Raw genomic sequence first — 19,592 nt, 5'->3', positions numbered from 1 at the left:
CGTACGGTCCCCGGCCGGGGCCGGTTCCCCCTCGGTCCCGGCCGGGTGTGTGCCTCCATAGCTATCCGGCCACGATCTCGTGGCGCAAACTCAGGGGGCCGGTATCCGCCATGACGTTTTTCACCGCGCTCCGGGGGAACCTCCGGCCGCGAAATCCCCTGCGTTGTGGCGGATCAGCGAGGCGACGAGTCCCGCGCGGGTGGTGGGGAAGTCCATGGGGACGATGCCGAGGCCCTGCCAGCCGCTCGCCTCGGCTCCGTCGAGGAAACCGTGCACGCGCGGGTTGAGGCGGTCGGCGTTCCAGCGGGGCGGCAGCAGCGCGGCGGTGGAGACGTGGTTGACGTACAGCTTCCCCGGCTGCGCGGCGGCCTTGCGGAAGTGCGCCTCGATCTTCGGGTACTTGGCGAAGGGCTCGGCCATGTAGTCGTCCTGGACGTCGAACAGCGCGCCGTCCCCGTACCGCACACCGGGCAGGCCGCCGTTGTCCGCGAGGAGCACGACCTTGCCGCGCGCCTCGCCGAGGGAGGGCAGGCCGTCGCCGATGCGGAAGAGGGGGCGCCAGCCCTTGGCGTCGAGGTAGAGGTCGAAGATCCGCCGGAAGGCGGCGTCGGACTCCTCGGAGTACTCCTGCTTCAGCCGCATCAGAACGGTCTCGGAGGGGTGCGCGGCGAGGAAGTCGCGGCAGGCGATGAGGATGTCGCCGAACATCTGGTTCTGGTAGTACGCCCCGTGGTGGATGGCGAAGGAGTCGCCGGTGACCCGGCACCGGACGTCCAGGTAGCGGATGCCGCTGCCGAGCTGCTGGGCGACGGTGGTGTTCTGGCAGGCGACCCACGGCCCGTCGGCGGGCGCGCCCGAGTTGTGGGTGCCGGGGATGGTCATGGCCCGCAGCGGGGTGGTGCCGGGGAGCGCGGCCATCCAGTCCTGGGTGCCGAGCGCCCGGGTGCGGGCGCGGGCGGGGGTGACCAGCAGGGCGGTCGCGAAGACGGCGGCGGTGCCCCCGAGGAAGCTCCGGCGGCTCAGGTCCGGTTCCATGCGCGGGAGTATGTCGCGTACACGTCAGCCAGGGAAGCGGGAGAACGGAAACGGGGCGACGGGACCGCTCACCGGCCCGCCGCCCCGCCCCCGGACACCCGCTACTTGACGACCGTGATCCGGTCGGCCTTCGGCGGCGCGATCGGCGCGCCCGCCGACGAGTTGGCCGCCAGGTAGGCGTTGAAGACGTCCAGGTCGGACGCGCCGACCAGCTTGTTCTTGCCCTGCGCCAGGGCCGGGAAGCCGTCGCCGCCGCCCGCGAGGAACTCGTTCATCGCGACGCGGTAGGTCTTCGCCGGGTCGAGCGCCTCACCGTTCAGCTTCACCGAGCCGTCCACGACCCGGGCCGCGCCCGTCTTGGTCATGTCCAGGGTGTACGTGAACCCCTTCGAGACCTGGAGGATCTTCGGCGAGGCCTCGTTCGCGCCGCTGACCTGCTGCTGGAGGGCGGCGATGAGCTGGGCGCCGGTGAGGTCGACCACGTTCATCATGTTGGTGAACGGCTGCACGGTGAACGCCTCCCCGTACGTCACCACCCCGTCGCCCTCGGCGCCGGACGCCTTGTACACCAGGTCCGAGCGGATGCCGCCCGGGTTCATCAGGGCGATCTGCGCCCCGCCCTTGTCGGCGGGGGCGAGCCCGGCGAGCTGCGCGTCGGTGATCAGGTCGCCGAGCGGCTTCTCGTAGTCCGTGGAGCCACGGCCGTTGATGTCGGCCGAGATGTAGCCCTGCGGCTTGTTGGCGATCGGCGCGGCCAGCGTGTTCCACCGCTGGATCAGCGAGGTCATGTCGGCGGCCTTCGGCACGTCACGCGAGACCACGCGGTTCGCGGACTTCACCGACGTGCGCACGATGTCCTTGGTGCGGCGGTCGTACGTCAGGGTCGTGTCCGTGTAGAGCTTGCCGTACGAGGCCGCCGAGGTGACCATGCGCGGCTTGCCGGACGGGTCCGGGATGGTGCACACGTACGCCTGGTGCGTGTGGCCGGTGACCAGCGCGTCGACCTGCGGGCTGAGCTTCTTGGCGATGTCGACGACCGGGCCGGAGATGCCGTCGCCGGCGCCCGGGCTGTCGCAGTCGTAGTTGTACGAGCCCGAGGCCGGGGCGCCGCCCTCGTGGATCAGGGCGACGATCGACTTGACGCCCTTGCGCTCCAGGACCTTGGTGTACTTGTTGATCGTCTCGACCTCGTCACCGAACTTCAGGCCCTTGACACCCTCGGCGGTGACGATGTTCGGCGTGCCCTCCAGGGTCACCCCGATGAAACCGATCTTGACGCCCTTGCGCTCCCAGATGAAGTACGGGTCCAGGATCGGCCGGCCCGTCTTCTCGCTGGTCACGTTCGCCGCGAGGTACGGGAAGTTCGCGCCGGGGAAGGTCTTGCCCTCCTCGTAGCAGCCGCCGGTCGGGTGGCAGCCGCCGTTCTGCATACGGGCCAGTTCCTTGGCCCCCTCGTCGAACTCGTGGTTGCCCACGGAGGTCACATCGAGCCTCAGCTTGTTGAGCGCCTCGACGGTCGGCTCGTCGTGGAAGAGGCCCGACATCAGCGGCGAGGCGCCGATCATGTCGCCGGCGGCGGCGGTGATGGAGTACGGGTTGCCCGAGCGCGCGGTACGCAGGTGGGTGGCGAGGTACTCCACGCCGCCCGCGTCCGTCTTCGTGGTCGTGCCGTCCGGGTTCGTGCGGGTGACCTGCCCGGACGAACCGGCCGGCGGCTCCAGGTTGCCGTGCAGGTCGTTGAAGGAGAGCAGCTGCACGTCGACGGTGCGGCCCGGGTGGTGCGCGGTGGTGCGCCCCCGGTCGTCGGCGCCGGCCGGCAGGGCGGCGACCAGGGCGCCGACGGTGGCCAGTCCGGCGGCGCCGGCGAGTATCCGCCGTGCCGCACGATTCTTCTTGGGTGTCGCTGACATCTGTCCCCTCGTGGTCAACAAGTTGTGGGTGGCCCAGCGCAGCCTAGGGTCAACGCGCGTAGCGCAACAGGGGTGGCGGGTCACAAGGTCGTTGCTCCTCGGTGGCGTCACCCGGTCGTAGGCTCGTACGCATGACGACTGACGCCCCCGTACCGGCGCTCGAACCCGGCCGCCGCATCGACACCTTCGACGAGCTCACCCATGAGCAGGCCCAGGACGTCCTCGCCCTCCTCGCCGAAGCCGCCCGCACCGACGGCATGCAGGCCGTCTCCGAACAAGGGCGGCTCCAGCTCCGCGGCGGGCGGCGCGAAGGGGTGTCCCATCTGCTGCTCAGCGTCCGCGGCGACCTCGTCGGCTACGCCCAGCTCGAGGACACCGACCCGGTCGAGGCCCCGGCCGCCGAGCTGGTCGTCCACCCCTCCCACCGCGGCCGCGGCCACGGCCGGGCGCTGGGCTCCGCGCTGCTGGCCGCCTCGGGCAAGCGGCTGCGGGTCTGGGCGCACGGCGGCAAGTCGGCCGCCCGCCACCTCTCCCAGGTGCTCGGGCTGACCCTGTTCCGCGAACTGCGGCAGATGCGCCGGCCGCTCACCGACCTGTCGGACGTCCCCGAGCCGCTGTACCCCCCGGGCATCACCGTCCGCACCTTCGTCCCCGGCCAGGACGACGCCGCCTGGCTCGCCGTCAACGCGGCCGCCTTCGCCCACCACCCCGAGCAGGGCTCACTCACCCAGCGGGACCTCGACGACCGCAAGGCCGAGCCGTGGTTCGACCCGAAGGGCTTTTTCCTCGCCGTACGCGAGGACGACGGCGCCCTCATGGGCTTCCACTGGACGAAGGTGCACGCCGAGGAGCAGCTCGGCGAGGTCTACGTCGTCGGCGTCAGCCCCGAGGCCCAGGGCGGCGGCCTCGGCAAGGCCCTGACCGCCACCGGCCTCCGCCACCTGGCCGCGGAGGGCGTCCCCACGGCGATGCTTTACGTCGACGCCGACAACACGGCAGCGGTCCGCGTCTACGAGGGCATGGGCTTCACGACGCACGAGGTGGACCTGATGTACCGCTCGGAGACGTGACGCGGGCGGCCTGAGCGGGGCGGGGTGTTGACACCTCGCCCTCTCTTGCACCACCCTTTCACTACTTGATTAGTGAAAGGGTGGTGCACGACATGGTCGAGTACCGCATCGACCGGCGCAGTGGCGTCGCCACCTACCTCCAGATCGTCCAGCAGACCAAACAGGCGCTGCGCCTGGGCCTGTTGGAACCCGGCGACAAGCTGCCCACGGCCCGCGAGGTCGTCGAAGCCACCGCCATCAACCCGAACACGGTGCTCAAGGCCTACCGCGAACTGGAACGGGAGGGCTTCGTCGAAGCCCGCCGGGGCCTCGGCACCTTCGTACGGAAGACCCTGGGCAGCGCCCCCGCCGACTCCCCGCTGCGCGGCGAACTCGCCGACTGGGCCGCCCGCGCCCGCGCGGCCGGACTGGAGCGGGACGACCTGACGGCGCTCCTCGCCTCCGTACTGGAACAGCTCTACGAGGGGGACGACACATGACCAGCGCCCTGGAGGCCCACGGCCTCACCAAACGCTTCGGCCGGCGGCGCGACCCCGCCCTGCGCGACTGCGCCTTCCGGCTCCCCGCGGGCCGGATCTGCGCGCTCGTCGGGCCCAACGGCGCGGGCAAGTCCACGCTCCTCGCCCTGGCCGCCGGCCTCACCCGGCCCACCACCGGCACCGTCCGGGTCCTCGGCACCGACCCCGGCTCCGCCCGCCACCGCCTGGCGTACGTCGCCCAGGACAAGCCGCTGTACCCGCACCTCACGGTCGCCGAGACGCTCCGCATGGGCGCCGGGCTCAACCCCGGCCGCTGGGACGCCGAGGCGGCGGACCGCGTCGCCGGCCCGCTCGACCGCGACGCCCGCGTCCGCACCCTCTCCGGCGGCCGGCGCACCCGCCTGGCGCTCGCCCTCGCCCTCGGCAAGCGACCCGAACTGCTCCTGCTCGACGAGCCGATGGCCGACCTCGACCCGCTCGCCCGCCACCAGCTCATGGGCCTGCTCATGGCGGACGCGGCCGAGCGCGGCACGACCGTGGTGATGTCCTCGCACATCCTCGGCGAACTCGAGGACGTCTGCGACCACCTGCTCCTCGTCGACGCCGGCCGGGTCCGCCTCGGCGGCGGCATCGACGACATCCTCGCCGCCCACACCCTGCTCACCGGCCCGGTCGCCGACCTCGCCCCGCACACGGTCGTGGAGTGCCGCGTCACCGGCCGCCAGCTCACCGCGCTCGTCCGCCACGACGGCCCGGTCGACCGCACGTCCTGGCACACCACCGCACCGTCCCTGGAGGACCTGTTGCTCGCCCACCTCCGCGCACCCGAGGCCCCGCCGCTCCTCACCCCCGACGCGACCCCGGTCGCGGACGGGGCGGTGGCGGCATGAGCGCGCTCGCCCCGCGGGGGCTGACCTGGACCGTGCTACGGGTGCACCGCGCCGGCCTGCTCGCCGGCACGGCCCTCTTCGCCCTGTCCGCCGCCGCACTGGTGTGGCTGTACGGGGCCGGCCAGGAGGCCGCGCGGACCGACACCCCATGCGGCTCGACGGGCCTGCCGTCCTGCTCCCCCTTCCCTCCCGGGCTGTTGGACGACTTCTCCGGAAACATGAGCCGGGCGGCGACCCTCCTCGCCTGGGCCCCGCCCTTGCTGGCCGGCTTCGCGGGCGCGGCGCTGATCTGCGGGGAACTCCGGCGCGGTACCGCCGGCCTGGTCTGGACGCAGTCCGTCACCCCGCGCCGCTGGCTCGCCACCGAACTCCTGGTGCCCGCCGTGGGCATCGCCGCCGGGCTGACCGCGCTCTCCCTGCTCTACCGCCGCGCCCGGGGCACCGACGCCGCCGCGCTGGGCGACCGGTGGTACTACCCGGACGTCTTCGTGGCACTGGGCCCCGCGCTCCCGGCGTACGCGCTGCTCGCCCTCGCCCTCGGAGCGCTCGGAGCCCTGCTGACGCGGCGGGTGCTGCCCGCCGGGGGCATCGCCCTCGCCGTCACCGGACTCGTCATGGTGCTCGGCGAACGGTGGCGTGACCGGCTGTGGCCGCCCGCCGAGGTCGTGTGGAAGAACTCGCGGGGGGAGGTCGGAGGGGGATCCTGGGGGCTCGAACACGGGCTGGTCACGCCGACCGGCCGGCGTATCCCGGAGTGCCTCGAGGCCGGCACCCCGGGGCAGGCGTGGTGCTACGAGGCCCGCTCCGCCCGCCAGTGGTACGAGCTGTACCACCCGGGCTCGCACTTCTGGCCCCTCCAGCTCGTCGAGACCGGCATCGTCCTCGCCCTCGCGGCCCTGGCCACCCTGATCGCCTTCCGCGTGCTGCGCCGTCACCACGCGTGACCTCGCCGGCGGGGGCGGACGGCCAGGGCCCGGGTCCGGGCGGCCGCCCCCAGCACGTCACGTCACCGTTACCGACCATTCAGACACGCTTGCGAAGCTCGCTCAATGAAGCCCGCCGTGTCCGCGGCCCCCTCCGACGCGCTTGACCAGCCCATCGCGCGGAAGAATGGTGCCATGAGCCAGCAGCCCGCCGAGGTCCAGGTCCCGCACTCCCAGCCGTCCGTCGGTTCCATCGCCGCGCACCGGCCGCACACCGTCGCCCACGCGCCCGTGTCCGACCTGGCCCGGGACCTCGACGCCGATCTCGACCCGTACGAGGAGGACGGCGCCGGGGCCGAACTCCCCTCCGGCCGGTTCCTCGACCGCGAGCGGAGCTGGCTGGCGTTCAACGAACGGGTGCTGGAGCTCGCCGAGGACCCGGCGACCCCCCTCCTCGAACGGGCGAACTTCCTCGCGATCTTCGCCTCGAACCTCGACGAGTTCTTCATGGTCCGCGTGGCCGGCCTCAAGCGCCGCATCGCCACCGGCGTCGCCACCCGCTCCGCGTCCGGGCTCCAGCCCCGCGAGGTCCTGGACCTGATCTGGACCCGCTCCCGCGAGCTCATGGCCCGGCACGCCGCCTGCTTCCAGCAGGACATCGCCCCCGCCCTGGCCGACGAGGGCATCCACCTCATCCGCTGGCCCGAGCTGACCGAGAAGGAGCAGGCCCGCCTCTTCACCCTGTTCCGCCAGCAGATCTTCCCGGTCCTCACCCCGCTCGCCGTCGACCCCGCCCACCCCTTCCCGTACATCTCCGGCCTCTCCCTCAACCTGGCCGTCGTCGTCCGCAACCCCGTCAGCGGCCACCGCCACTTCGCCCGCGTCAAGGTCCCGCCGCTGCTCTCCCGCTTCCTGGAGGCCTCCCCGCACCGGTACGTCCCCCTGGAGGACGTCATCGCGGCGCACCTGGAAGAGCTGTTCCCCGGCATGGAGGTGCTCGCGCACCACATGTTCCGGGTGACCCGCAACGAGGACCTGGAGGTCGAGGAGGACGACGCCGAGAACCTCCTCCAGGCCCTGGAGAAGGAGCTCATGCGGCGCCGCTTCGGGCCCCCGGTGCGCCTGGAGGTCGAGGAGTCGATAGACCCGTACGTCCTCGACCTCCTCGTCCGCGAGCTGAAGGTCTCCGACGCCGAGGTCTACCCGCTGCCCGGCCCGCTGGACCTCACCGGCCTGTTCGGGATCTCCGCCCTGGACCGGCCGGAGCTGAAGTACCCCAAGTTCGTCGCCGGCACCCACCGCGACCTGGCGGAGGTCGAATCGGCGTCGGCCCCCGACATCTTCGCCGCCCTGCGCGAACGGGACGTCCTGCTCCACCACCCGTACGACTCCTTCTCCACCTCCGTCCAGGCCTTCCTGGAACAGGCCGCGGGCGACCCCGACGTCCTCGCCATCAAGCAGACGCTCTACCGCACCTCCGGCGACTCCCCGATAGTCGACGCCCTCATCGACGCCGCCGAGTCCGGCAAGCAGGTCCTCGTCCTCGTGGAGATCAAGGCCCGCTTCGACGAACAGGCCAACATCAAGTGGGCCCGCAAGCTGGAGGAGGCGGGCTGCCACGTCGTCTACGGACTCGTCGGCCTCAAGACCCACTGCAAGCTGTCGCTGGTCGTCCGCCAGGAGGGCGAGACGCTCCGCCGCTACAGCCACGTCGGCACCGGCAACTACCACCCCAAGACCGCCCGGCTGTACGAGGACCTCGGCCTGCTGACCGCCGACCCCCAGGTCGGCGCCGACCTGTCCGACCTGTTCAACCGGCTCTCCGGCTACTCGCGCCGCGAGACCTACCGCCGCCTCCTCGTCGCCCCCAAGTCGCTGCGCGACGGCCTGGTCTCCCGCATCAACAAGGAGATCGTCCACCACCGGGCCGGACGGCCCGCCCACGTCCGCATCAAGGTCAACTCGATGGTCGACGAGGCCGTCATCGACGCCTGCTACCGCGCCTCGCAGGCCGGCGTACCGGTGGACATCTGGGTACGCGGCATCTGCGCCGTACGGCCCGGGTTGGCCGGCCTGTCGGAGAACATCCGCGTCCGATCGGTCCTCGGACGCTTCCTGGAACACTCCCGCATCTTCGCCTTCGGCAACGGCGGCGAGCCCGAAGTCTGGTTCGGCAGCGCCGACATGATGCACCGCAACCTCGACCGCCGCATAGAGGCCCTGGTGCGGGTGTCCGACCCGGCCCACCGGGCCGCCCTCAACCACCTGCTGGACACCGGCATGTCCGACACCACCTCGTCCTGGCACCTCGGACCGGACGGGGACTGGACGCGGCACGCGACCGACCACGACGGCCAGCCCCTGCGGCACGTCCAGGAGATGCTGATCGACGCGCGGAGGCGCCGACGTGCTCAACCCTGACCGCATCCCCGCCGGCTCCGCCGCCGAGGTCCTCTCGCCCTACCTCCACGCCCGGGCGGCCGACTTCCTCCGCAGCCTGCGCCACCACACCGAGTGCGGCGCCGACACCGCCGGCGCGGAGGAGGCCGCCCGGGGGCTGCGCGCCGCCGCCCGGCGCATCAGCGGGACGCTGCACACCTTCCGGCCCCTGCTGGACGCCGCCTGGGCGGACCAGCTCCGCACCGAACTCGCCTGGCTCTCCGGCACCCTCGCCGCCGAGCACGCCTGCACGTCACGGCTGGTCCGGCTCGTCGACGCGCTCGCCCGGCTCTCCGGCGGTACGGCGACGGTCCCGTCGCCCCGGACGCCCCGCGGCGACGGATCCGGCGCCGAGGCCCTGTCCGTGGGCGCCGCGCGGGCCGGGGCGCTGCTGGAACGGCAGCTCACCCTCGCCCGGACCCGTGCCCACTCCGCCGCGCTCCAGGCGCTGGGCTCGTCCCGGTTCCACGCGGTCGCCGACGCCGTGGCGCTGCTCGCCTCCGACGTGCCGCTCGGCCCCGCCGCGGCCGCGCCCGCCACCGAGGTGCTCGGCCCGCCCGCCGAGGCCGTCGAGCGGCGCCTGCTGGACGCGGTGGCCGCCCTGCCCATGGCCCCCGCCGTGGGCGGCGAACAACTCGACGGGCCCTGGCACCACACCCGCCTCCTGCTGCGGCTGCACCGGTACGCGGGCGAGGTGCGGGGCGCCGAGCCCCGGCTGTACGAGGCGGGGCGGGCGCTGGACCGCCACCGGGACGCCGCCGAGGCGGCCGCCGCCGCCGCGACCGCCGCGCGCACGCCGCGCATCGCCCCCGCGACCGCGTACGCGCTCGGCGTGCTCCACGCGGACCAGCGGCACGACGTGGAGGCGGCGCGGTACGCCTTCCAGCGCGCCTGGCAGCGCACGGCGGTGACGACGTGATCCGGGCGGCGGGCTGCGTACTGTGGCGCCACGCCCCGTCCGGCGACGGCATCGAACTGGCGGTCATCCACCGCCGGAAGCACAAGGACTGGTCGCTGCCCAAGGGCAAACTGGAGCCCGGCGAGGAATCCCGGCAGGCCGCGATCCGCGAGGTGCTGGAGGAGACCGGCATGACGTGCGCCCCGGGGGCGGAACTGCCCACCGCCCGGTACGAGGTGAACGGCCGCCCCAAGGAGGTCCGCTACTGGGCCGCCGAGGCGACGGGCGGGACGTTCCGCCCCAACCGCGAGGTGGACGAGCTTCTCTGGCTCGCCCCCGACGCCGCCCGGGCCCGCCTCACCTACGCCAAGGACAAGGCCCTGGTCGCCGCCCTCCTGACCCGATAACCCGGACGACCGCCCCGGTCCGGCCCCACCGTGCCCGGTGGGGCGGCGTCCCGGCATCCCGGCCGTGCCCGGGGCCCGTGCGCGGTGCCTGCCGGCGGGTGGGGGGTGTGGCCCACCCACCGCAACCCACCCCGCCGTAAGGCCACACGCCCCACCGGCCACGCCACGCCCCCGCCCCGCCCCCGCCCGCCGGGGCCACGCGCCCGGGTCACACCCGCGGGTTACGCCCCGTCCACGGGCCCGACCCCCGCCCGGGTGGCGCGGGTACCGAACCGCGCACCGCACGCGCGGGGCGCACGCCCCCGTCGCGGCCGTCCCGCGACGCCCCGCGCGGCCCGCAGCACACGGCCCCGCCCCGCACAAGGGGCACCGCCGGGCGGCCCGGCGCCGCCGGACAATGAGCCGCGCACCCCCTCACCACGGCTTCCGGCACGGTTCACCTGCCGTTCACTCTCCTCCGTCGGCCGCTTCACCTGTTCTGCCTAATTTCAGCCGTGCACGGTGAATGACGCCGCTCCGCTCAGGGCGCCACCCACCACCCACTCCCCGACACACGCCGCCCCGCGACGCCAGACCGGACCGGCGGCTCCTGGAAGGAACACCCGAAAGTGAAGCTTCAGCGCAAGACCGGGCTTCGCGCCACCGCGCTCGGCGCCCTCGCCGTCTCCGGCGCCCTGGTCCTCACGGCGTGTGGTTCGGACGACAACACCGGCACCGCCGACGGCGGCAAGAAGACCGGGGCCGCGTCGAACATCGCGTGCGAGGGCGCCAAGGGCCAGCTCCTGGCCTCCGGTTCCTCCGCGCAGAAGAACGCCATGGACCTGTGGGTCAAGAACTACATGGCCGCCTGCACCGGTGTGGAGATCAACTACAAGTCCTCCTCCTCCGGTGAGGGCATCGTCGCGTTCAACCAGGGCACCGTCGGCTTCGCCGGTTCCGACTCCGCGCTCAAGCCGGAGGAGGTCGCCGAGTCGAAGAAGGTCTGCAAGGGCGGGCAGGGCATCAACCTGCCGATGGTCGGTGGCCCGATCGCGATCGGCTACAACCTGCCCGGCGTGAAGGACCTCGTCCTGGACGCCCCCACCATCGCCAAGATCTTCAACGACAAGATCAAGAAGTGGGACGACGAGGCGATCGCCAAGCTCAACCCGGACGCCAAGCTGCCCAGCACCCCGATCCAGGCCTTCCACCGCTCCGAGGACTCCGGCACCACCCAGAACCTCGGCAAGTACCTCGGCAAGGCCGCCAAGGCCGACTGGGCCTACGAGGCCGAGAAGAAGTGGCCCGCCCCCGGCGGCCAGGCCGCGTCCGGCTCCTCCGGCGTCGCCGCCCAGGTGAAGCAGGCCGAGGGCGCCATCGGCTACTTCGAGCTGAGCTACGCCGCCTCGCAGAACATCCCGACCGTCCAGATCGCCACCGGCGCCTCCGCCCCCGTCGCGGCCACCTCGGAGAACGCCTCCAAGGCCATCGCCGCCGCCAAGGTCAAGGGCACCGGCAAGGACCTGGCGCTCGACCTGGACTACACGACCAAGGCCGAGGGCGCGTACCCGATCGTCCTGGTCACCTACGAGGTCGTCTGCGACACCGGCAACAAGGCCGAGACCCTCTCCACGGTCAAGTCCTTCCTGACGTACACCGCCTCCGAGGAGGGCCAGAAGGTCCTCTCCGAGGCCGGCTACGCCCCGATCCCCGCCGAGATCAACTCCAAGGTCCGCGAGACGGTCAACGGCCTGAAGTAACCGTCCGCACGGGCCGGCCCGGCCGCTCGCCGGGCCGGCCCCCACCCCATCCGGTGCACCGCCGCCAGGGGAGCCGCCACGGCGGACTTCCCCCACACAGACCGGAAAGACCATGGCTATAACGACTGACAACGCACCGGCCCCACCGGTCGCCGGGAAGCCGGGCCCCACCTCCACCGGCCGCGCGGGCGACAAGGTCTTCGTGGGCCTCTCCCGGGGCTCGGGCATCCTCCTCCTGGTGATCATGGCGTCGATCGCCGTGTTCCTCACCTACCGCGCCTCGCTGGCCCTCGCCGAGAACGACGGCAACTTCCTCACCACCTTCGACTGGAACCCGGCCGGGCAGCCCCCCGTCTTCGGCATCGCGGTGCTGCTCTTCGGCACGATCGTGAGCTCGGTCGTCGCGATGGTGATCGCGGTCCCGATCGCCGTCGGCATCGCGCTGTTCATCTCGCACTACGCGCCCCGCAAGCTCGCCGCGCCCCTCGCGTACGTGGTCGACCTGCTGGCCGCCGTGCCGTCGATCATCTACGGCATCTGGGGCGCCCTCTTCCTCGTCCCGTACCTGGAGGGCCTGAACCTCTGGCTGGACGACTTCCTGGGCTGGACGTACCTCTTCGAGAAGACCGAGGTCGGCGTCGCCCGGTCGCTGTTCACCGTCGGGATCCTGCTGGCCATCATGATCCTGCCGATCGTGACCAGCGTCAGCCGTGAGGTCTTCCTCCAGGTGCCGCGCATGAACGAGGAGGCCGCGCTGGCCCTCGGCGCCACCCGCTGGGAGGTCATCCGCCTGTCCGTGCTGCCGTTCGGCCGCTCCGGCGTCATCTCCGCCTCGATGCTGGGCCTCGGCCGCGCGCTGGGCGAGACGATGGCCGTCGCGACGGTGCTCTCCCCGAGCTTCGTGATCTCGCTCCACCTGCTCAACCCGGGCGGCGGTACGTTCGCCCAGAACATCGCCGCGAAGTTCGACGAGGCCAACGAGCTGGGGCGGGACGCCCTGATCGCCTCCGGCCTGGTGCTCTTCGTCCTCACCCTGCTGGTCAACGGCGCGGCCCGCCTGATCATCGCGCGCCGCAAGGAGTACTCGGGGGCGAACGCCTGATGAGCGACGTGATCCAGGACGCGGTACCCGCCCAGGCCGCCCCGGCCCCGCGCAAGGGCACCCTCAGCCAGCGCCACCTGCCGCGCTGGGCGCCGGCCGGCTTCGCCGCCGTGGCGGTCGCCCTCGGCATCGGCATCGGCGCGGGCGCCGGGCTGCACAGCCGTATCCAGTGGGGCCTGATCGCCGCCGCGCTGTTCGTCGTCGTCTCATACACCGTGACCTCGGCCGTCGAGAACCGGCGCCAGGCCAAGGACCGGCTCGCCACCAGCGTCGTCTGGGTGTGCTTCCTGCTCGCGGTCGTCCCGCTGCTGTCGCTGATCTGGACGACGGTCAGCCGGGGCCTGAAGGTCCTCGACGGGTACTTCCTCAGCCACTCCATGGCCGGCGTCCCCGGCTTCGAGGCCGGCGGCGGTGTGTACCACGCCCTGATCGGCACCCTGGAGCAGGTCGGCCTCGCCACCCTCGTCTCGGCGCCGATCGGCCTGCTGACGGCCGTCTACCTGGTCGAGTACGGCAGGGGCACGCTCGCCAAGGCCGTGACGTTCTTCGTCGACGTCATGACGGGCATCCCGTCGATCGTCGCCGGCCTGTTCATCCTCTCGATCATGCTGATCGCAGGGCTGGCGCCGTCCGGCCTGATGGGCGCGCTGGCGCTGGCGATCCTGATGATCCCGGTCGTGGTCCGCTCCACGGAGGAGATGCTCAAGCTCGTCCCGAACGAGCTGCGGGAGGCGGCGCTGGCGCTCGGCGTACCGAAGTGGCGCGTCATCCTGAAGGTGGTCATCCCCACCGCGATCGGCGGCATCACCACCGGTGTGATGCTCGCGATCGCCCGTATCGCCGGTGAGACCGCCCCGATCATGCTCCTGGTCTTCGGCAGCCAGTTGATCAACACCAACCCCTTCGAAGGCGCTCAGTCCTCGCTCCCCTTCTACATCTGGGAGCAGTACAGGGTCGGCAGTGAGGCGTCGTACGACCGCGCCTGGGCCGCCGCGCTCGTCCTGATCGCCTTCGTCATGATCCTCAACCTGGTCGCCCGCGGCATCGCCCGCTGGAAGGCCCCGAAGACCGGCCGCTGAGGCCACCCGGAAGTGAGTGAAATGGCCAAGCGAATCGACGTCAGCGGCCTCACCGCCTATTACGGCTCCCACAAGGCGATCGACGACATCTCCATGACCGTCGAGCCCCGCTCCGTGACGGCCTTCATCGGCCCCTCGGGCTGCGGCAAGTCCACCTTCCTGCGCACCCTGAACCGGATGCACGAGGTCACCCCCGGCGGCCGCGTCGAGGGCAAGGTGATGCTGGACGACGAGAACCTGTACGGCAGGGACGTCGACCCGGTGGCCGTGCGCCGTACGGTCGGCATGGTGTTCCAGCGCCCCAACCCCTTCCCCACGATGTCGATCTTCGACAACGTGGCGGCGGGGCTGCGGCTCAACGGCTCGTACCGCAAGAACCAGCTCGCGGAGGTCGTCGAGCGGTCCCTCAAGGGGGCGAACCTGTGGAACGAGGTCAAGGACCGCCTCAACAAGCCCGGCTCCGGCCTCTCCGGCGGCCAGCAACAGCGCCTGTGCATCGCCCGGGCGATCGCGGTGGAGCCGGACGTCCTGCTGATGGACGAGCCGTGCTCGGCGCTGGACCCGATCTCCACGCTCGCCATCGAGGACCTGATCAGCGAGCTGAAGGAGCGGTTCACGATCGTCATCGTGACCCACAACATGCAGCAGGCGGCCCGCGTGTCGGACCGTACGGCCTTCTTCAACCTGGCGGCGGTGGGCCAGCCGGGCAAGCTGGTCGAGATCGACGAGACGGAGCGCATCTTCTCCAACCCGTCGGTCCAGGCCACGGAGGACTACATCTCGGGCCGCTTCGGGTAGGCGCCGCCCCGGGGGTCGTCCCGGACCGGGCGTTGGGGCCGGGGGCGTCCCGGGCCGTGGCGGGCGGGGGGTGCGCGCGGGTGCGTCCGCCCCACCCGCCCGAAGGCCCCCACACGTCCTGCGGTGCTGCATGGCGGTGCCACCGCACGGCGAAGGGCCCGCCCCCTGTCCCGGGGGCGGGCCCATTGACGTCACGCTCGCGGGAACGTCAGCCGAAGACCAGCTGCACCACGAAGTAGCTCGCCGCCGCGACCAGGGCGGCCGCCGGCATGGTGATGAACCAGCCGAGGATGATGTTCTTGGCGACGCCCCAGCGCACCGCGTTGACCCGCTTCGTCGCCCCCACACCCATGATCGCGGACGTGATGACGTGCGTCGTCGAGATCGGCGCGTGGAAGAGGAACGCCGAGCCGAACATGATCGACGCGCCCGTGGTCTCCGCGGCGAACCCCTGCGGCGGGTCCAGCTCGATGATCTTGCGGCCCAGGGTGCGCATGATGCGCCAGCCACCCGCGTACGTACCCAGCGACAGCATCACCGCGCAGGCGATCTTGACCCAGATCGGGATCGCGTCGCCCGCGTCCTGCACGTCGGCGATGACGAGCGCCATGACGACGATGCCCATCGTCTTCTGGGCGTCCTGGAGGCCGTGGCCCAGGGCCATGCCGGCCGCCGAGACCGTCTGCGCGATACGGAAGCCGCGCTTGGCCTTGTGCGGGTTGGACTTGCGGAAGCACCACAGGATCACGCACATCACCAGGTAGCCGACCACCAGGCCGACCACCGGCGACACGAACATCGGGATGACGACCTTGTCGACGACGCCCGACCAGATCACTTCCGTACCGCCGGCCAGCGCCGCGCCCACCATGCCGCCGAACAGGGCGTGGGAGGACGACGAGGGCAGGCCGAAGTACCAGGTGACCAGGTTCCAGACGATCGCGCCGACCAGCGCCGCGAAGAGGATGCCCATGCCCCGCGAGCCCTCGGGCGTCGCGATCAGGCCCTCGCTCACGGTCTTGGCGACGCCGCTGCCCAGGAAGGCACCGGCGAGGTTCATCACCGCGGCCATGGCGAGCGCCGCGCGGGGGGTGAGGGCCCGGGTGGAGACCGACGTGGCGATGGCGTTCGCCGAGTCGTGGAAGCCGTTCGTATATGTGAAGCCGAGCGCGACACCGATGGTCACGACCAGTGCGAAGGTGTCCACGAAGCTCAGGACTCCTTGACCGCGATGGTCTCCACCGTGTTGGCCACGTGCTCGAACGCGTCGGCGGCCTCTTCCAGCACGTCCACGATCTGCTTCAGCTTGAGCACCTCGATGGCGTCGTACTTGCCGTTGAAGAGGTGGGCGAGCAGCTTGCGGTGGATCTGGTCCGCCTGGTTCTCCAGCCGGTTGACCTCGATCCAGTACTCGGTGAGGTTGGTCATCGTCCGCAGGTGCGGCATGGCCTCGGCGGTCAGCTCGGCCGCCCGCGCCAGGACCTCGATCTGCTGCTCGACGCCCTTGGGCAGTTCCTCGACGTTGTAGAGGACGACCAGGTCGACGGCCTCCTCCATGAAGTCCATGATGTCGTCGAGCGACGAGGCGAGGGAGTAGATGTCCTCGCGGTCGAACGGCGTGATGAAGGAGGAATTGAGCTGGTGGAAGATCGCGTGGGTCGCGTCGTCGCCCGCGTGCTCCGCTGCCCGCATCCGCTCCGCGATCTCGGCCCGGGCGGAATGTTCCGCTCCGAGCAGTTCCATCAGGAGCTTGGAGCCCGTGACGATGTTGTCCGCGGACGCGGAGAACATGTCGTAGAAGCTCGTCTCCCTGGGGGTCAGACGAAAGCGCACGTGGGGTCCTCTAGGTGCATGGGTTTCGGTCAGGCTGATGCTAGGCGCATCATCCGGCCACGGCTAACCGGCGTTCTTCAGTGTCGCCCATCAGGCACAGTGAACAGAACCGGCCCCCGCCACCTTCGGCAAAGGATCGGTACCATATACCCATGAGGGGTATACAAACCCTTACGTACAACGGGAGGACGCGATGACGACCACCGAGGCGGCCGGCCTTCCGGTCACGGAGCCCGGCGCCGCCGGGACGGAGCACGACCACGGCGTGCACGGCTATCACGAGCAGAAGGGCGAGCACCTCAAGCGCCTGCGCCGCATCGAGGGCCAGATCCGGGGCCTCCAGCGCATGGTCGACGAGGACGTCTACTGCATCGACATACTCACCCAGGTCTCCGCGTCCACCAAGGCCCTCCAGTCCTTCGCGCTCCAGCTCCTGGAGGAGCACCTCCGGCACTGCGTCGCCGACGCCGCCGTCAAGGGCGGGGACGAGATCGACGCCAAGGTCGAGGAGGCCACGAAGGCGATCGCGCGGATGCTGCGCACCTGAAGCCGGGCGAGCGGGCCGGACGTCACCGGGGCGCGGCGGACCCGCCGCGCCCCTCGGGTATCACCTTGAGCACCTCGTCGATGAGGTCCGCGCTGAGCCGCTCCCCGTCCGTGGCGGAGGCCGCGATCATCAGCTCACCGCACAGCTCGATCTCGGCGAGGGCCACGTGGTCCTGGACTGTCGTCGGAGTGGGCGGGGCCACGCGCATCACCTCTTCCTGCCGGGTGTCGGCTTCCCAGCGTAGGGAGCGCGACACGGACCGCGCATGGCACGTCCGGACCATTCTTCCGATGGTCAGGCCCTGACGCTCAGGCCTTGATCCGGCCCGCGTAGATGTCCTCGCGGGGCGGCAGCCGTACGGTGACGGGGGCGCCGAACCCGTACAGAAGCGTCGTCGAGGCGACCGCGACCGTCCGCCCCTGGTTGGTGAAACTGAACTGGTGGCGCACCTTGCGCAGCCGCCCCTCGGCGTCCAGGTACGCGTCGAACGGCACCGTGTCCCTGGCGAACCCTTTCGCCGCCGCCGCCAGCGCCCCGCGCACCTGCGGGGAGGCGGCCCGCGCGGCCCGGCCCAGGTCGCTCACGCCCCGGTAGTGCGTGACCGGCACCCCCGCGAGCTCCTCCTCGCCGACGTACGTCACCTCGCGCGCGCCGAGCAGCAGCTCGGCGGCGGCCGCCGGGTCGGTCGCCCCGCCGGTGACGAGGTTGCCGTCCGCCAGGGCGGTGGTGTCGACACGGACCCACTTGTCGGCGGGGACGCCGGCACCCCGGTTCTTCATGTAGAGCGCGCCGGGGACGAGGAGCTCGGTGATCGGACGGTGCCCGTCCGCCCCGGAGGGGTCCTCGGGCAGCACGACCTTGAGCTGCCCGTACCGCCGGACGAAGTCGTAGGCGCCCTCGCCCCGGATGGTGACCCGCGTCCCGCCGGTCGCCATCTCCATGGACGTACGCGCCTGGGACGTGCCCGCCCGCGTCAGCGCCCCGGGGGCCTCGCGCACCGCGTCGCCCGGGTCCGCACCCGGCGAGGCGTCGGCCGCGGCCGAACACCCGGTGACCATCGCGCCCATCACGGCGGCAGCGACGGCGATCGCGCCGCTCCTGCGCCCCTGCTGCACCACCATCGCCTGCCAACCCCCAACACGTGCCGCCGGCTGCCCGGGACCCCCGCCCCTCCCCACGCCCCGAGGGTCGGGGATACCGCACCCGGTTAACGACCGCACGGGCGCCCCGTCACGCCGGTACCGTGGAGCCGTGCACGCGCATGACCAGACGCCCGCCGTCCAGGACGTCCACAACACCACGACCACGGAACGCGGTTCGTTCGCCGTCGCCCGCTGCACCTGCGGCTGGAGCGGGCCGGCGAGGCGGTCGAGGGACCGGGCCCGGCTGGACGCGGCCACGCACGCGGCGACGCCCCCGCCCCCGTCCGGCTGAGCACCGGCGCGTCCGCGCCGCGGGGCGGGCGAGGCGACCGGACCGGGGGCCCGGGACGGGCCGGGACCGAGCGGGCCCGTGGCTGTGCGCCGGGGGCCCGGGTGGGGGCCGCGTCAGCGCGCGTACAGGGCGCCGCGGGCCAGGCGAGAACCCCCTAGGCCGCCAGGTCGTTCTCGCCGGAGGCCGAGGCGGAGCCGGAGCCGATCCGCGGCTCGGCGATGTCCAGCGTCTCGTGCCGCTCCCGCACGGGCGCCTTCCGCGACCGTACGAGCCGGGCGGCCCGCCCGGAGCGGGCGACGGCCGACACCAGCGGCGTCAGCAGCGCGAGGGAGACGGGCGCCAGCAGCAGCGCCACCGCCGTACCGAGGGCGAAGCCCCCGACGACGTCCGTCGGGTAGTGCACGCCCATGTAGACGCGGCAGAAGCCCTCGAGGAGGGCGAGGCCGATCGCGGCGAAGCCGAAGCGGCGGTCGGCGACGAACACCCCGACACCGATGGCCATCGCCATGGTGGCGTGGTCGCTCACGAACGAGAAGTCGGTCTTCCCGGCCACCAGCACTTCCAGTCCCTGGTGGTCCTTGAACGGCCGCGGACGCTCCACGAACCCGCGGATCGGGATGTTGACGAGCAGGGCGAGACCGGCGGCGAGAGGCGCCCAGACGAGACCCGCGACGGCGGCGACGGAGTCCTCCGCCGTCCCCCGGCGGCGCACGCTCCACCAGCACCAGAGCACGACCAGCACCATCGCCAGCATGATCCCGTACTCGCCGGTGAACTCCATGACGCGGTCGAACCAGGAAGGGGCGTCCTTCGCCAGGCCGTTGATGTCGTAGAGCAGGCCGACATCGGGGTTCGAACCGTCCGATGCGAGTCCAGCCATCTGCCGCGGCCCCTTGCCTTGTGTCACCTGGTCAGTGTCGTCATGGTCAGTCCAGGGAACGACCCGCGGGAGGGGTACGTTCCACTCTCCACGGAACGATCACCATGACGTTATCGAAGAGTGATGCGA

General features: G+C 71.9%; 20 protein-coding genes. 13 read left to right on the top strand and 7 right to left on the bottom strand.

What is annotated here, in order from left to right:
• Positions 1-120: 120 nt before the first annotated feature.
• Both ACF068_RS16380 and ACF068_RS16375 read right to left on the bottom strand, forming a co-directional pair.
• Positions 121-1,035 carry a phosphatidylinositol-specific phospholipase C gene (locus tag ACF068_RS16380; RefSeq protein WP_392274912.1) on the bottom strand — a complete coding sequence of 305 codons (915 nt, stop codon included), beginning with the start codon at positions 1,033-1,035 and terminating at the stop codon, positions 121-123.
• A gap of 101 nt (positions 1,036-1,136) precedes the next feature.
• Positions 1,137-2,945, bottom strand: a complete 1,809-nt coding sequence (locus tag ACF068_RS16375; RefSeq protein ID WP_392274911.1) for a bifunctional metallophosphatase/5'-nucleotidase — start codon at positions 2,943-2,945, stop codon at positions 1,137-1,139.
• Between the two features lie 131 nt (positions 2,946-3,076).
• On the opposite strand from ACF068_RS16375, the gene mshD reads away from it, so the two are divergent.
• The 11 genes from mshD (at position 3,077) to pstB (ending at position 14,769) form a co-directional block, all read left to right on the top strand.
• On the top strand, positions 3,077-4,015 hold the full coding sequence (gene mshD / locus ACF068_RS16370) for a mycothiol synthase (RefSeq protein WP_392274910.1): 939 nt from the start codon (positions 3,077-3,079) through the stop codon (positions 4,013-4,015).
• Between the two features lie 92 nt (positions 4,016-4,107).
• Positions 4,108-4,494, top strand: a complete 387-nt coding sequence (locus ACF068_RS16365) for a GntR family transcriptional regulator (protein ID WP_392275298.1) — start codon at positions 4,108-4,110, stop codon at positions 4,492-4,494.
• On the top strand, positions 4,491-5,384 hold the full coding sequence (locus ACF068_RS16360) for an ABC transporter ATP-binding protein (RefSeq protein WP_392274909.1): 894 nt from the start codon (positions 4,491-4,493) through the stop codon (positions 5,382-5,384). Before ACF068_RS16365 ends, ACF068_RS16360 begins: the two co-directional genes overlap by 4 nt.
• Positions 5,381-6,328, top strand: coding sequence for a hypothetical protein (locus ACF068_RS16355; RefSeq protein WP_392274908.1), 948 nt, complete (start codon positions 5,381-5,383; stop codon positions 6,326-6,328). The genes ACF068_RS16360 and ACF068_RS16355 overlap by 4 nt, the downstream gene beginning before the upstream one ends.
• A gap of 174 nt (positions 6,329-6,502) precedes the next feature.
• Positions 6,503-8,728 carry an RNA degradosome polyphosphate kinase gene (locus tag ACF068_RS16350; protein ID WP_392274907.1) on the top strand — a complete coding sequence of 742 codons (2,226 nt, stop codon included), beginning with the start codon at positions 6,503-6,505 and terminating at the stop codon, positions 8,726-8,728.
• Positions 8,715-9,665, top strand: coding sequence for a CHAD domain-containing protein (locus ACF068_RS16345; RefSeq protein ID WP_392274906.1), 951 nt, complete (start codon positions 8,715-8,717; stop codon positions 9,663-9,665). The genes ACF068_RS16350 and ACF068_RS16345 overlap by 14 nt, the downstream gene beginning before the upstream one ends.
• Positions 9,662-10,051, top strand: coding sequence for an NUDIX hydrolase (locus ACF068_RS16340; protein WP_392274905.1), 390 nt, complete (start codon positions 9,662-9,664; stop codon positions 10,049-10,051). The genes ACF068_RS16345 and ACF068_RS16340 overlap by 4 nt, the downstream gene beginning before the upstream one ends.
• 608 nt (positions 10,052-10,659) lie before the next feature.
• Positions 10,660-11,790, top strand: coding sequence for a phosphate ABC transporter substrate-binding protein PstS (gene pstS, locus ACF068_RS16335; protein ID WP_392274904.1), 1,131 nt, complete (start codon positions 10,660-10,662; stop codon positions 11,788-11,790).
• Between the two features lie 112 nt (positions 11,791-11,902).
• Positions 11,903-12,892, top strand: coding sequence for a phosphate ABC transporter permease subunit PstC (pstC, locus tag ACF068_RS16330; protein ID WP_392274903.1), 990 nt, complete (start codon positions 11,903-11,905; stop codon positions 12,890-12,892).
• Positions 12,892-13,971, top strand: coding sequence for a phosphate ABC transporter permease PstA (pstA, locus tag ACF068_RS16325; RefSeq protein WP_392274902.1), 1,080 nt, complete (start codon positions 12,892-12,894; stop codon positions 13,969-13,971). The genes pstC and pstA overlap by 1 nt, the downstream gene beginning before the upstream one ends.
• A 21-nt stretch (positions 13,972-13,992) precedes the next feature.
• Positions 13,993-14,769 (top strand): phosphate ABC transporter ATP-binding protein PstB, encoded by a 777-nt coding sequence (gene pstB / locus ACF068_RS16320; protein ID WP_392274901.1) that lies wholly within the window; start codon positions 13,993-13,995, stop codon positions 14,767-14,769.
• Between the two features lie 208 nt (positions 14,770-14,977).
• Here pstB and ACF068_RS16315 read toward each other — a convergent pair whose 3' ends face one another.
• The gene (locus ACF068_RS16315; protein WP_392274900.1) at positions 14,978-15,976 is read right to left on the bottom strand and encodes an anion permease; all 999 of its coding nucleotides are present in this window, start codon (positions 15,974-15,976) and stop codon (positions 14,978-14,980) included.
• A gap of 5 nt (positions 15,977-15,981) precedes the next feature.
• The gene (locus ACF068_RS16310) at positions 15,982-16,602 is read right to left on the bottom strand and encodes a DUF47 domain-containing protein (protein ID WP_064067618.1); all 621 of its coding nucleotides are present in this window, start codon (positions 16,600-16,602) and stop codon (positions 15,982-15,984) included.
• A 193-nt stretch (positions 16,603-16,795) separates the two neighbouring features.
• Between ACF068_RS16310 and ACF068_RS16305 the strand changes: the two genes are divergently transcribed.
• Positions 16,796-17,149, top strand: a complete 354-nt coding sequence (locus ACF068_RS16305; protein ID WP_392274899.1) for a metal-sensitive transcriptional regulator — start codon at positions 16,796-16,798, stop codon at positions 17,147-17,149.
• 22 nt (positions 17,150-17,171) lie between these two features.
• Here the strand turns inward: ACF068_RS16305 and ACF068_RS16300 are convergent, their stop codons facing one another.
• On the bottom strand, positions 17,172-17,357 hold the full coding sequence (locus tag ACF068_RS16300; protein WP_392274898.1) for a hypothetical protein: 186 nt from the start codon (positions 17,355-17,357) through the stop codon (positions 17,172-17,174).
• Between the two features lie 100 nt (positions 17,358-17,457).
• Complete coding sequence (locus ACF068_RS16295; RefSeq protein WP_392274897.1) at positions 17,458-18,270, bottom strand: hypothetical protein; 813 nt, start codon at positions 18,268-18,270, stop codon at positions 17,458-17,460.
• A 130-nt stretch (positions 18,271-18,400) separates the two neighbouring features.
• Between ACF068_RS16295 and ACF068_RS16290 the strand changes: the two genes are divergently transcribed.
• Positions 18,401-18,583, top strand: a complete 183-nt coding sequence (locus tag ACF068_RS16290) for a hypothetical protein (protein ID WP_392274896.1) — start codon at positions 18,401-18,403, stop codon at positions 18,581-18,583.
• Between the two features lie 154 nt (positions 18,584-18,737).
• Here the strand turns inward: ACF068_RS16290 and ACF068_RS16285 are convergent, their stop codons facing one another.
• Positions 18,738-19,463, bottom strand: coding sequence for a phosphatase PAP2 family protein (locus ACF068_RS16285; RefSeq protein WP_392274895.1), 726 nt, complete (start codon positions 19,461-19,463; stop codon positions 18,738-18,740).
• Positions 19,464-19,592: the final 129 nt, after the last annotated feature.

Source organism: Streptomyces sp. NPDC016309 (genome assembly GCF_043077235.1).
GTDB lineage: Bacteria > Actinomycetota > Actinomycetes > Streptomycetales > Streptomycetaceae > Streptomyces.
This window is presented reverse-complemented; position numbering and strand designations above follow the sequence as displayed.